Genomic DNA, 14,027 nt, shown 5'->3' on the forward strand with positions numbered 1-14,027 from the left:
CAACAGACTTACTTTGTCTTTTTATTCAAGCGATCGGTAAGCTTGTCTGTGATATCCAGTGAGGGGGCCGCAGTGACCACCGCCTCAGCATTAATCAATAATACGATCCCCTCCTCATCGACAACTTCCTGGAGTGCCTCGGCGGCTTTTGGTCGCAATTCCTGAACAATACTGTTCTGTAAATCTTTCTGATCCGCCTGGATTTTTCGGGTTATCAGCTCCAGGTCGGCGCGGTAATACTCCATTTTTTTCTGGGCATCCTCTGCCTGCTCCTTGGACCAGGTCATACTTTTGCTATCAACTTCCTGCTTCAGTGCCTTCATGTCGGCAACCGTACCCTCGTATTTGGCTTCCAGTCCAGCGTAGTCCGACTCACCCTGCTTTTGTTTAAGGCGGGCCTTGGCCACATCAGTACCAAAAATTGCCCTGCCAAAATCCACAATGGCGATATTTCCCTCCGCCGCATTTGCCTCAGCCGAAAATGCAGAGGCGCTACACAGGGCGACGGTGATAATGAATAACTTTTTTACTAGGCGCACATCAATTCTCCATTCGTTTTAATTAAATTATCAAAAAGTCTGCCCGAGCTGAAACTGGAAGACTTCACGCTCATCCTCTTCACCAGCATTCAATGGGAAGGCGATACTGGCCGTTATCGGCCCGAAGCCACTGATCCAGGTGCCACCGATACCCACCGAGTAGCGGAGTTCACCGACGTCCGGCTCCTGACAGAAATCTTCACCCCTATCACCGCAATCAGTATCAAAAACGTTACCCGCATCAAGGAAAACAGCAGCCTGCAGAGATCGCTGATCCTTGATAAAGGGAACAGGGAACATGACCTCTACACTACCAGCAACCAGTACATTACCACCAAAGGGATCATCATCCGTTTCACAGGTACTCAGGTCATTGGCATCTACACAATTGAAGGGGTTCCTCGAGATATCTCGTGGGCCAAGCGTATTATTCTTGTAGCCACGCACCGAACCATTGCCACCACCGTAGTAATGTTTGAAGAAGGGGAATACCGAGGTGCCACCGTAACTTTCACCATAACCCAGGTCTGCCCGCAGCCGCATGGTGAGCGAAGAAGTCAATGGACGGTAATGTTGCCCTGCGTAGGATGCCTTGTAATATTCGAGATCACTTCCGGGGACAGCCAGTTCCCCTGTCACCCGGTGAGAGGTGCCCGTGGTTGCAAGCCTGCCACGGTTGAGGGTGGAATAACCCCAGGAGAGACTGGTCGTAAAGATATTAAAGTTGTCCCCGTTCCGGTCAATAAATTCCTTAACGCCTTCAGAGGCAAATGCTCCCTCATCAATTTTCAGATTTTCGAAACCGAGGCCAAAACCAACGCTTGAAATCTCGGATATGGGGTAACCAAACGTCAGGTTGCCACCAAAGCTGTCCGTGGTGAAACTGGACAGATTCACCTCACCATAATCGGTCTTGCGGTAGAAAACCCCAAACCCCGCAGAAATTCCATCCCGGGTAAAATAGGGGTCAGTGGCACTAAAAGAGAAGTTGGTAGAGTATTGACTACGGTTGACACCTATTCCGACATTGTTGCCAGTACCAAGAAAATTGCGCTCCTGAATATTGCCGCCGATCACCAAACCGTAGGTTTGAGCAAAGCCCAGACTCGCGCCGATACTGCCCGACGGCTGTTCTTCAACCGTGTAAACCACATCAACCTGGTCGTTGGTACCCGGTACCTGCTGTGTATCCACGTTCACTTCTTTAAAAAAGCCAGTGCGGTTCAGACGGGTTTTGGATTGTTCGATTTTTCTGGTCGAGGCAGATGCACCTTCCATCTGTCGCATCTCACGACGTAAGACTTCATCCATGGTCTTAGTGTTGCCACGGAACTCAATCCGCCTGACATAGGCACGCTTACCGGGATTGATAAAAAACGTTACTGTTGCAGTTTTATCGTCCTCATTAATCTCTGGAGAACCGTTAACCTCTGCAAATGTATAGCCCTCATTCCCCAAACGCTGGGTGATAAGTTCTGAGGTATTGGTCATCGATACTTGGGAGAACGTCTGTTCTTTCTTCAGCATGATGAGGCGGCGAATTTCACCCTCGGACACAATCAGGTCACCGGCCAGCCTGATTTCATCCACCGTATAAATATCACCCTCATTGATATTCACTGTAATAAAGACCGATTTGCGATCCGGACTGATGGTGACCTGCGAGGATTCAATACTAAACTTCAGATAACCACGATCAAGATACCAGGATTCAATTCGCTCAATATCGCCAGCCAGTTTCTCTCTGGAATATTTGTCATCACCAAATATCCAGGAAAGCCAATTCGTGGTTTTCAGCTCGAACAACCTCATCAGCTCTTCTTTTTCAAAGGCGCGGTTACCGACAATGTTGATTTTTTTGATTGAGGCAACCTGACCTTCGTCCACAATAATATTGATAGCAAGGCGGTTCCTTGGCATCTCCTGAAGCTCAGTAGTCACTTTTGCGCCGTATCGACCCTGCGACACATACTGGCGTTCGAGCTCTTGCGACATCCCGTCAAGAATGGATTGGCGAAATATTTGCCCCTCGGCCAGGCCGTTATCCCGTAGTGCTTTCAATAACTCTTCTGTTTGTATCGCCTTGTTACCCTCAAAGGTTATTTGGGCGACAGCGGGGCGCTCCTTGACAGAGACAATCAGAATGCCGCCATCCCGCGATATACGAATATCATCAAAATAGCCTGTGCGGAAAAGTGCTCTCGTGGCGCGACGTACCGTATCGTCATCCACCAGATCGCCTACGCTCAGCGGCATGGAAGCAAACACGGTGCCGGAGGACACCCGCTGCAAACCATCGATACGAATATCTTCGACCTGAAACACTTCCGCTCGAACCGAGACAGCCAGGAAAAAAAGGCACAACAATAGATAAAAGTGTTTCATTGGAGATTGGTTTTCTCTTGATTCTTGTTGGTTACAGCAGCTACAGCCGCATCAGATCATTGTAGAGGGCGAGCAACATCAGCCCAATCACTAGGAACATCCCAATCCGGAAGCCGATCATCTGGACTTTATCGGACACCGGTTTCCCTTTTATTGCTTCTATCATGTAATACATCAGGTGTCCCCCATCCAGCACCGGGATGGGAAGCAAATTCAAAACACCCAGACTAACACTGAGAAAGGCCAAAAATCCGAGATAGGCCGTAAACCCGTATTGGGCAGAAGCGCCCGCCACTTTAGCAATCGTGATGGGCCCACTCAAGTGTTTTGAGGAAATCAGTCCAGTCAGCATCTTTTTTACCGAGTCGAGTATCAACACAGACATATTCCATGTCTGTTCAACACCCCGGCCAAGCGCTGCAAACACGCCGTAATCCGTTTTTCGGATCATATGCTCAGGCCATTCGGGCATCTGAACGGACATGCCCACCTGCCCTATTGCCTTACCATCCTCGCCGTTGACCCGCTCGGGTACCAGGCGCGTTGCAAGGACATCCTCACCTCTCTGCACACTGAGCTCGATGGCAACAGCCGGCCTGGCCCGCACATAATTAACCCAGCTGATCCAGTCGTCCATCGCTATGCCATCAGCCTTTAATATCCTATCGCCGGTAACCAGACCCGCCTGATCTGCCGGACCACCGGAAGTAATGTTTTCGGCAACCGGAAGAATTGGAGGCGTGTAGAGCTTCAGTCCCAGTCCGCCGATAGGATCTGGCTGATCGGCTTCCATCAACCAGGTTTCCAGTTGACCTCGATACTCATAGGTCTGGGTCCTGTCAGGCTGTTTAGCCGTGAAACTTATCGAGCCCGTCTCACCAATCCGACCGACCAACTGCTCATTGAGTGCTTGCCAGGTAGGTGTAGGCTTGCCATCGACTGCAACAATTTCCTGTCCCTGCTGCAAGCCGGCACGCTCCGCCACTGAACCCGGGGCAACCGAATCAATAACGGGTGCCATACCGGTAACACCCAGGCTGTATATCAACCAGTAGACCAGAATAGCCAGCACAAAATTGGCCACTGGGCCGGCAATAACCACGGCCATCCGCTGCCAAACGCTCTTTTGAGTAAACGCATACGGCAAGTCTTCAACAGCCACATTGCCCTCACGCTCATCCACCATCTTCACATAACCCCCGAGAGGCAGTGCGGCGATGACAAACTCTGTACCCAATCGATCGTGCCAGCGCACCAGCGGTGTGCCAAACCCGACGGAGAAACGCAACACTTTGATACCGCAGCGGCGGGCTACCCAGAAATGGCCAAACTCATGAAAGGTGACCAGAATCCCCAGTGCCACCAACATGAAAAAAATTGTTTGGATTAAATCCATTATTACTTCCTGAAGTGAATGTTTTTGCCCTTTCTGCTTGCTGAAAAGACGGCTCGCTTTATTAATGTGCTGAACGAATCAGCTTTAGGGCAACTTCACGGGCTTCTGTGTCGACCTGTTGGACATGCTCAAGGGATTCCAGTTCAGCCACTTCGTGTTTTTCTAAGGTCTCGGCAACGATACGGGCAATATCAATGAACGAAAGCCGTCCCTGCAAAAAACCTTGAACCGCAACTTCGTTGGCAGCATTCAGAACTGCCGGCGCACTGCCACCTTCTTTTGCCGCTCGCATTGCCAACCCCAGACAGGGAAAGCGCTGCAGGTCTGGCGCCCCAAAATCCAGCCTGGCAGTGGCAATGATATCCAGGCTGGCAACCCCCGAGTCAATACGCTCTGGCCAAGCCAGAGCGTGTGCTATTGGCGTACGCATATCAGGGTTGCCCAATTGGGCGAGTACCGAGCCATCCACATATTCCACCATGGAGTGAATAACACTCTGCGGATGAATAACAACATCGATTTCATCGGGCGAAAGACCGAATAACCAGCATGCCTCAATCAGCTCCAGCCCTTTATTCATCATCGTGGCTGAATCTACCGAGATCTTTCTCCCCATCTGCCAATTGGGATGCGCACAGGCCTGGTCCGGCGTTACAGATGACAAATCATCCAGTGGAATATTGCGGAAAGGCCCACCCGAAGCGGTGAGCAGAATTTTTCTCACACCACCTTTTTCAGCTGGGTCATAACCCTGGGGCAAACACTGAAAAATAGCATTGTGCTCACTGTCGATTGGCAACAGGATGGCACCAGACTTCTGCACAGTATCCATGAATAACTGGCCACCCATCACCAGTGACTCTTTATTGGCCAGGAGTACTTTTTTTCCGGCTCTGGCAGCCGCCAGGGTTGGCAATAGTCCAGCGGCGCCCACAATGGCGGCCATCACCACATCAACGGCTTTGGCCGACGAAACCTGACAGAGTCCTTCCACTCCCCAGAGGACCTCAGTTTTCAAGCCCCAGCTGTGCAACCTTTCACGCAATTGCCCTGCCGCATCTACGTCAGCGACTACCGCAAAAGTGGGCTTGAAACACCGGCACTGTTCGGCCAGCTCGGCAATACGACTGTTCCCGCTCAACGCATAAACACGGAACCGGTCGGGGTGCCTTGCTACAACGTCCAGAGTGCTCACACCGATGGAGCCTGTGGCACCAAGAATCGTCAGTTGCTGCATAGTGTCAGAACCAGCCATTACTGGAAGCGGTAATTAATGCAAATACCGGCAGGGCTGCAGTCAGGCTGTCAATCCGGTCAAGTAACCCGCCATGACCAGGGAGTATATTGCCACTGTCTTTTATACCCCGGTGACGTTTCACCATGCTTTCCAGCAGATCACCCAGAACAGATGAGAGAACCGTTGCCAGCACCGTAAACCCCAGTAATAGCCAGTGCCGTAAATCCAAACCAAAGCCAAAACCCAGCGCGATGACAATGGGCAAATTTGCCAGAACACCGCCAAACAGTCCTTCCCAGGTTTTTTTGGGGCTGACATGGGGAGACAGGTAACGCCGGCCAAAACGACGACCACTGAAGTAGGCACCAATGTCGGCTGTTGCCACAAGTACCACGACGAGGGAAACGAGCCAAGGGCCCTGCTCGAGATGAATGAGCATCACCGCAGCAACCCAGGTGGGCACCAGCACGAGCAGCCCCATGATGGCTCTCATCCACCGGCTACCCCAGAGAATGGCGCTTGAGGGGTACCCCTGCACCCACAATAAGGCGATGGCCCACCATGGCACGGTATACGCCAGTATTGCCTGGCCAGCATTAAAGTCCAGGGCTGCCACTGATGGAAAATCAATCAGAGTAGCTGACAGCAATAACACAATCAAAACGATGCACAGGTAGGACACCCGTTGCAACAGGCTGGAAAACCCACTCAGGTTGGACCACTCCCAGGCACCAAAGCCGACGAGGCAGGCGATAGCAAGGGAGAAACCGGTCGGACCCAGCAAAAAAAGTGCTACAAAGAAAACGACAGCGATGGCAATGCCAGTGATAATGCGCTGCCTAAGCATGTCGTCGACTACCCTCTGGCCCGGTTTCCCGCTTGCCAAAACGTCGTTGCCGGCGATGATACTCATCAATGGCTCGGTCAAATGCCAATCCATCGAAGTCCGGCCAGTAACAATCGGCAAAGTAGAACTCGGTATAGGCCATGTGCCACAACATGAAATTACTGATTCGTTGCTCACCGGCGGTTCGGATACAAAGATCCGGGGGAGGTAAATCTGTCAACGACATCTGACTGTGCATCAACTGCTCGGTAATTTCTTCCGGCTTCAGCCTGCCTTGCTGAACCAGGCCCGCCAGTTTTCGGGCGGCCTCGGCAATCTCCCATCGACCACCATAATCAACCGCCAGCACCAAGGTTTGCGTGCCCGCCGAGGTCAATGCCTCACTCTCCGTGATCAAGTTGTTCAACCGGGCACTGAAATTGTCACGGCGACCGATAAACCGCAGTTTGATACCCCGTTCAACCAGTTGTCGAACCTCTTTTTTCAGATAGGAGGTCAACAGCGCCATCAGCGCGCGGACTTCGAGATCCGGGCGTTTCCAGTTCTCACTACTGAAGGCAAATAACGTAATCACTTCAACGTTATGTTTCTGGCAGGCATCCAGCACATCGCGAACCCGATTAACCCCGACTTCATGGCCGGCGCTTCCGGGCAAGTCCCGCATGGCAGCCCAGCGATTATTACCATCCATGATAATAGCCACATGCCGCAACGGATGAACCTTTTCAGGCTCCTTGCTAGACGGTTTCATGCTTAAACAGACAGCGATCCAAGGATCAGATTTCCATCAAATCGACTTCTTTGGCGGCCAGCGCTTTATCCACCAACTGGATATACTTGTCGGTTATCTTCTGGATGCTCTCATTGGCGCGCCGTTCGTCGTCTTCACTGATGTCCTTTTCCTTGAGCAACTCCTTGATATCGGACATCACATCACGGCGAACATTGCGGATGGATACACGGGTCGACTCCGCCTCTGATCTGGCCTGTTTGGTAAAACCTTTGCGGGTCTCTTCCGTCAATGCCGGCATGGGTATCCGGATCAGTTCTCCGGTGGTAGACGGGTTCAATCCCAGGTCAGATTTGATTATCGCCTTTTCCACCTCGGGCACCAATGCCCTTTCCCATACAGAAACAGACAATGTACGCGCGTCGAGCACGTTGACATTGCCGACTTGATTCAATGGCGTTTCGACACCGTAGTAAGACACAGTCAAACCATCCAGTATGCTGGGATGCGCGCGACCCGTGCGAATTTTATTGAAGGCATGGCTCAGGGCATCGACACTTTTTGCCATACGCGATTCAGCATCTTTTTTCAGATCTTCAATCATTAACACTTTCCTCAATCAGGGTTCCCTCATCACTGCCGACCACAATATTCAGCAGGGCGCCAGGTTTGGACATACGAAATACCCGCAATGGCATATGATGCTCACGACACAGGCATATTGCGGTGAGATCCATTACCGCAAGCTTTTTCTCAATGACCTGGTCATAGGTGAGACGACTGAACATAGTAGCCTCAGGGTCTTTCATAGGATCGGCAGAGTATACACCGTCCACTTTGGTTGCCTTCAATACGATACCGGCATCGATCTCAATCCCCCGGAGACAGGCTGCAGAGTCCGTCGTAAAAAAAGGATTGCCTGTACCGGCTGCAAAAATCACCACGTCACCACCGGTCAGATAGCGCATGGCCGTGCGGCGATCATAATGCTCCACTACCCCACTCATCGGTATGGCTGACATAACCCGGGCAGAAATATTATTTCGATCAAGGGCATCGCGCATCGCCAGACCATTCATCATGGTCGCCAACATGCCCATATGATCACCGGTGACACGTTCCATACCCGCCGCATGCAACGCTGCACCACGGAACAGATTGCCACCACCAATCACCAGCCCCACCTGAACGCCGATGCCGATTAACTGACCGATCTCAAGTGCCATGCGGTCGAGCACTTTCGGGTCGATACCAAAACCCTCTTCACCCATTAATTCCTCGCCGCTGAGTTTAAGAAGTATCCGTTTGTACTTTTTGTCTCTCGAACCGGGCATAGGAAATGTTCTCCATGGCTAAATTTTCAAGGGCCTACATAATAACGGGGGCCGAAGCCCCCGTCGCCATCTTCATTACTTGGCAGAGCCAACCTGGGCTGCGACTTCTGCAGCAAAATCAACATCTTCTCGCTCGATCCCCTCACCGACTTCAAAGCGGGTGAACGAGAGTATTTCAGCACCGGCATCCTTCAACAGTTTGCTGACTTTCACATCCGGGTCTTTGACAAAGGGTTGGGCAACCAGGCTGGACTCAGCAAGGAATTTGTTGATCCGGCCATCGATCATCTTCTCGATAATTTCTTCTGGCTTGCCACTCTCTCTGGCTTGTACCGAAAAAATCTCGCGCTCTTTGGCCAACAACTCCTCAGGCATGTCCTCAGGATTTACCACTTGAGGGTTGACCGCAGCCACATGCATGGCAATGTCTTTAGCCAGCTCGGCATTACCACCGGAAATAGACACCAGCACACCAATACGGTTGTTATTGTGCACGTAACTACCAACCACTGGCGCCTCTTGCAGAATCACTCGACGAACCGAGATATTCTCACCTATTTTCTGAACCAGCGCCTGACGAACTTCTTCCACGTCATTGGCCAGTGCAGCAGCATCAGTCTGCTTGTCGGCAAAGGCTTTCTCGACCACCGAGTTAACAAACGACAGGAAATTGTCATCGCGAGCGACAAAATCTGTTTCACTGTTGATCTCGACCAACACGCCATAGCTGTTGTCGTCGGCCACCTTGATCGCCACAACCCCTTCAGCGGCGGTGCGACCGGCTTTTTTGGCAGCCTTCAGGCCACTCGACTTACGCAGATCATCTATCGCTTTTTCGATATCCCCGTTTGCTTCCACCAGCGCTTTTTTACATTCCATCATGCCCAACCCAGTGCGCTCACGCAGCTCTTTCACCAGGGATGCAGAAATTGCTGACATCGGTTCATTCCTCTCAATCATTTTAATTAAATTGGAAAAGAGGGGGCAGGCCCCCTCTTTTTTTAGCAGCGCTCATGCATATGAAGCAGCTATTTATTCGCCAGCCGCTTCTGTAGCAGCAGCTTCGCCTTCTACCACCTCAACAAACTCGTCTTTACTGGTGGCGCTGGCAGACTGGGCTTTGCCCTCCAGAATGGCATCGGCAACAGCCGTGGTATAGAGCTTGATGGCACGAATGGCGTCATCATTACCGGGGATCACGTAATCCACACCGTCCGGATTACTGTTGGTGTCAACGACACCAATGACGGGGATACCCAGTTTATTGGCTTCCTGGATAGCAATGCGTTCGTGATCCACATCGATCACAAACAACATATCGGGCAAACCGCCCATATCCTTGATGCCACCGATTGAGCGTTCGAGCTTCTCCATGAGGCGCGTTCTCATCAGCGCTTCTTTTTTGGTCAGCCTGTCGAATGTGCCATCCTGACTCTGGGTTTCCAGTTCACGGAAGCGGCGAATGGACGCACGGATCGTTTTGTAATTGGTCAGCATGCCGCCGAGCCAGCGGTGGCTCACATAGGGCATGCCCGCGCGCTCAGCCTGTTCGACAATAGCCTTTTGTGCAGCACGCTTGGTGCCAACCATCAGTACTTTATTGCCGTTGGCGGCGACCTGACGAACGATTTCCAGCGCATCGTTAAAAGCGGGAACCGTGTGCTCAAGATTGAGAATATGGATTTTATTGCGGGCACCGAAAATGAATTTATCCATTTTGGGATTCCAGAAGCGGGTCTGGTGACCAAAATGGACACCGGCCTGCAACATGTCACGCATGGTTACAGTAGTCATAATAATATCGTCCTGGTTAGGGTTAAACCTCCACATATCCCACCGGTCAACCCGCTTTGCAGGCACCCAGACCGATGTGTCGATACGTGTGTGTCGTTAAGTTTGCGTTACGCCAGAAACCATTGGCTTCAAAGCGGTGCGCTTTATACCACAAAATGAGGCTTTATTGAAGATGAAACCGCTTTTTCCGGGGGAATCTGCCACTGGTTGTGACAATCCGATACAATGCGCTGCTTTGATCCTTGGCAACGGAACAGATAACTATGGCAGCCACACTGAAAACCGCCGAAGAACTGGAAAAAATGCGCGTGGCCGGCCGACTGGCCGCCGAAGTACTGGAAATGATAGAGCCCTATGTGGTGGCCGGCGTCTCCACCGGTGAACTGGACAGTATTTGCCACAATTACATGGTCAATGAACAACACACCATTCCCGCCCCGCTCAACTATCACGGCTTTCCAAAATCCATTTGCACGTCGGTTAACCAGGTGGTCTGTCACGGGATACCCTCGGCAAAAAAGGTACTGAAGAACGGCGACATACTCAATATTGACATCACTGTGATCAAAGATGGTTACTTCGGCGATACCAGTAAAATGTTTTGCGTCGGCGACGTACCGGAGCATGCCGTGCGTTTGATAAAGGTGACACAGGAATGCCTTTATAAAGCGATCGATATTGTCCGCCCCGGTATCCGGCTGGGTGATATCGGCCATATCATCCAGCAACATGCAGAGGCCAACTACTACAGCGTTGTTCGCGACTACTGCGGGCACGGAATCGGTACAGAGTTTCATCAGGATCCCCAGGTACTTCACTTTGGCAAACCGGATACGGGTATGACACTCCAACAGGGGATGACATTTACCATTGAGCCGATGCTGAATGCCGGCAAACACTACACCAAGCTGAAGAAAGATGGCTGGACAGTGGAAACCCGGGATGGTCGCTTATCCGCTCAATGGGAACATACGCTCGCAGTCACCGCTGATGGCGTTGAAGTACTCACTGCACGCACCGATGAGCAGTGGTAATGAACAGACCAGCAAAACCACTGCTTTTTTTCGATGAACGCCGTTTCAGCGAAGACCTCAATAATTGCAACCCCATCCCGGTCTTCAAGAATGCGATCGCCGCTGCCAATTCACATTTCAATGCCCGCTTTCATGAGGGTGAACAAACGGCCAACCTGATTGCTGAACGCGCCGGTTTCATGGACCTCATCCTGCGGTATGCCTGGGCACAATTCGATTGGGGAAAAAATATCTGCCTGATCGCAGTGGGCGGTTACGGCCGTGGCGAGCTGCACCCGCAATCGGATATTGACCTGATGCTGCTGATCAGGCGCGGCAACCCGAGGCGCCACCAGCGCAGTATCGAAGGGTTTCTCACCTTTCTCTGGGATATTCAGCTGAAAATCGGTCACAGCGTGCGTTCTTTGTCGGATTGTGTTGCCGAAGCCCGATTTGATATCACCATTGCCACCAATCTGATGGAAACGCGCACCATTGCCGGCGATGAAAAACTCCGTCTCGCCATGATCAAGAAAACCGGGCCGAAGCGTATCTGGCCGGACAAGCAGTTCTTCCGCGCCAAGTGGGATGAGCAGATCGAACGGCACAACAAACACGGCAATACCGAATACAACCTGGAACCCAACATCAAAGAGGCACCCGGCGGCCTGCGCGATATTCAGATGATCAACTGGGTAGCAAAGCGCCATTTTAACGTCGAGTCACTGGAAGAACTGGTTGGCAGGGATTTCCTCACACCAGAGGAATACCTGCAGCTGAAACGGGGCGAAGCCTTTTTGTGGAAAGTCCGCTACGGCTTGCATCTCATCGCAGAACGTCCCGAAGAAAGACTACAGTTCGACTATCAACGCAAGCTGGCCGCAATGTTCGGGTATCACGACAGCGAAGAGCGCCTCGGCGTTGAGAAATTCATGCAACATTACTATCAGGTCGTACTCTCCATGCGGGAGCTCAACGATGTCATGTTGCAGTATCTCGATGAAGCCATTTTGCGCAAAGATAAGGCAAAGAATGTCTATGCCCTGAATGATCGGTTCCAGGTTCGCGACAACCATATCGAAACACTGGGTGAGTATATTTTTGCCAAATACCCTTCTGCCCTGCTGGAAATTTTCTGCCTGCTCGGTGAGAACGACAATATTCAGGGCATTCGTGCCGCCACAATCCGCCAGATCCGCCAGCACCGCAAACTGATCGGCGACGATTTCCGCAATGAACCGCAAAACAAGGCTCTGTTTCTCCGCTTACTCCGCTGCCCTCACAAAATGAGCACCCAACTCCAGCGCATGACCCGTTATGGCATTCTGGGGCGGTACCTGCCGGAGTTTGGGCAAATTATCGGTCAGACCCAGCACGATCTTTTTCACCGTTACCCGGTAGATGCGCATACGCTCCAGCTTATCAAGAATATGCGATTGTTCGACCGGCCGGAGGTGGCAGAAGAATTTCCCGTAGCCGCACACATTTATAAAAACCTGCCGAAACCGGAACTGGCTTTCATTGCCGGGCTTTACCACGACATTGCCAAGGGACGAGGAGGAGATCACTCAGCGCTGGGCGCCATGGATGCCGCCGATTTTTGCCGCAGACACGGTTTGCCAACCGAAGAGATAAAGTTGATTGCCTGGCTGGTGGAACACCACTTGCTGATGTCAAACGCTTCACAGCGCACCGATATTTCTGACCCGGACGTTATTTATAAATTTGCCAAATTGGTCGGCAACCAACTGCAACTGGATTACCTGTTTGTTTTAACTGTCGCCGATATCACCGCCACCAATCCAACCCTCTGGACCGCCTGGAAAGCCGCCTTGATGCATCAACTCTACTCCGAGACCAAACGGGCATTGCAGCGCGGCCTGGAAAATCCGGTTGATCGCAGCGTGTGGGTGGACAGCAACCGGCTGTCCGCCATTAACCAGCTGGCGGAATTGGGCATTGACGAGGACCGCGCCCGCGCAATCTGGGGGAATGTCGATGACGAGTTCTTCCTCAGGGAGCGGGCCGATGATATTGCCACCTATACTGCGGCCATCGCCGCCCAGGGAGACAGCTCGGACCCGGTAATTCTGATTCAGGACGCCGGTGTAGAAATCCCGATTGCCACGCAGATTTTTATTCATACCAAAGGTATCAATAACGTATTTCCCACCACTGCGGCCACGCTCGATCATCTCCAGCTAAACATCCAGGATGCCCGCCTGCATCGCGATACCGAAGGTCATACCTTTGACACTTTTTATGTGCTGAACGAGCACAACGAACCCTTCGGGCAAAAAACCGAGATGCTGCTCAAAATCCAGCGCACCCTCTCAGAAACGCTGAAAAACCCAACACCCGCCATGTTCAACGTAAACAGACGGACACCGAGGCACCTCAAACACTTTACGATGCGAACCATCGCCAGCATCAGCAATGATATCGGGAAGAGTGCAACCATTCTGGAAGTGATTACGCCCGATCGTCCCGGGCTGCTCGCGCATTTAGGCAGAATTTTTATGCAGTTTCGTCTACGACTATTGAGCGCCAAAATTGCGACCCTTGGCGAGCGGGTGGAAGATGTCTTCTCACTGGTCGATATGGACTATCAGCCGCTCAGTGACGCGGCATTCTGCGAGCAGTTGCGCGATACCATTTGCCGGGAACTGGATGCCCGCAACAAGGAAGATATTGAAGGGGCCCCGCTGCAAAAGATGAAGCTGTGGCAATAACAAACTGAATACTCTGTCAT

The 14,027-nt window shown here is 51.8% G+C and carries 12 protein-coding genes; 2 read left to right on the plus strand and 10 right to left on the minus strand.

The genetic code is table 11. The annotated features are described in order from the left end of the window. Positions 1–8: 8 nt before the first annotated feature. The 10 genes from QZ516_RS10840 to rpsB all read right to left on the minus strand — a co-directional run bounded on the left by QZ516_RS10840 (position 9) and on the right by rpsB (position 10,262). Complete coding sequence (locus QZ516_RS10840; RefSeq protein ID WP_297189517.1) at positions 9–539, minus strand: OmpH family outer membrane protein; 531 nt, start codon at positions 537–539, stop codon at positions 9–11. 30 nt (positions 540–569) lie between these two features. Then, positions 570–2,924, minus strand: a complete 2,355-nt coding sequence (gene bamA, locus QZ516_RS10845) for an outer membrane protein assembly factor BamA (RefSeq protein ID WP_297189519.1) — start codon at positions 2,922–2,924, stop codon at positions 570–572. Positions 2,925–2,964: 40 nt separating this feature from the next. Further along, on the minus strand, positions 2,965–4,320 hold the full coding sequence (gene rseP, locus QZ516_RS10850) for an RIP metalloprotease RseP (protein WP_297189522.1): 1,356 nt from the start codon (positions 4,318–4,320) through the stop codon (positions 2,965–2,967). A gap of 61 nt (positions 4,321–4,381) precedes the next feature. Next, positions 4,382–5,557, minus strand: a complete 1,176-nt coding sequence (gene ispC, locus QZ516_RS10855; RefSeq protein ID WP_297189524.1) for a 1-deoxy-D-xylulose-5-phosphate reductoisomerase — start codon at positions 5,555–5,557, stop codon at positions 4,382–4,384. Between the two features lie 4 nt (positions 5,558–5,561). Then, the gene (locus QZ516_RS10860) at positions 5,562–6,470 is read right to left on the minus strand and encodes a phosphatidate cytidylyltransferase (protein WP_297189527.1); all 909 of its coding nucleotides are present in this window, start codon (positions 6,468–6,470) and stop codon (positions 5,562–5,564) included. After that, positions 6,397–7,155, minus strand: a complete 759-nt coding sequence (uppS, locus tag QZ516_RS10865) for a polyprenyl diphosphate synthase (protein ID WP_297189531.1) — start codon at positions 7,153–7,155, stop codon at positions 6,397–6,399. Before uppS ends, QZ516_RS10860 begins: the two co-directional genes overlap by 74 nt. A 25-nt stretch (positions 7,156–7,180) precedes the next feature. Beyond that, positions 7,181–7,738, minus strand: coding sequence for a ribosome recycling factor (frr, locus tag QZ516_RS10870; RefSeq protein WP_297189534.1), 558 nt, complete (start codon positions 7,736–7,738; stop codon positions 7,181–7,183). After that, positions 7,731–8,468, minus strand: coding sequence for a UMP kinase (gene pyrH / locus QZ516_RS10875; protein WP_297189537.1), 738 nt, complete (start codon positions 8,466–8,468; stop codon positions 7,731–7,733). Before pyrH ends, frr begins: the two co-directional genes overlap by 8 nt. A gap of 75 nt (positions 8,469–8,543) precedes the next feature. Continuing rightward, positions 8,544–9,407: a translation elongation factor Ts gene (gene tsf, locus QZ516_RS10880; RefSeq protein ID WP_297189539.1), complete on the minus strand. Its 864-nt coding sequence runs from the start codon at positions 9,405–9,407 to the stop codon at positions 8,544–8,546. Between the two features lie 93 nt (positions 9,408–9,500). Further along, positions 9,501–10,262: a 30S ribosomal protein S2 gene (rpsB, locus tag QZ516_RS10885; protein WP_297189542.1), complete on the minus strand. Its 762-nt coding sequence runs from the start codon at positions 10,260–10,262 to the stop codon at positions 9,501–9,503. A gap of 263 nt (positions 10,263–10,525) precedes the next feature. Here rpsB and map point away from each other — a divergent pair, with 263 nt between their 5' ends. After that, positions 10,526–11,296, plus strand: coding sequence for a type I methionyl aminopeptidase (gene map, locus QZ516_RS10890; protein WP_297189545.1), 771 nt, complete (start codon positions 10,526–10,528; stop codon positions 11,294–11,296). Continuing rightward, entirely contained in the window at positions 11,296–14,007 is a 2,712-nt protein-coding gene (gene glnD / locus QZ516_RS10895) for a [protein-PII] uridylyltransferase (protein WP_297189548.1), read from the plus strand. The genes map and glnD overlap by 1 nt, the downstream gene beginning before the upstream one ends. The last annotated feature ends 20 nt before the right edge of the window (positions 14,008–14,027 follow it).

Source organism: uncultured Porticoccus sp. (assembly GCF_913061305.1).
GTDB lineage: Bacteria > Pseudomonadota > Gammaproteobacteria > Pseudomonadales > Porticoccaceae > Porticoccus.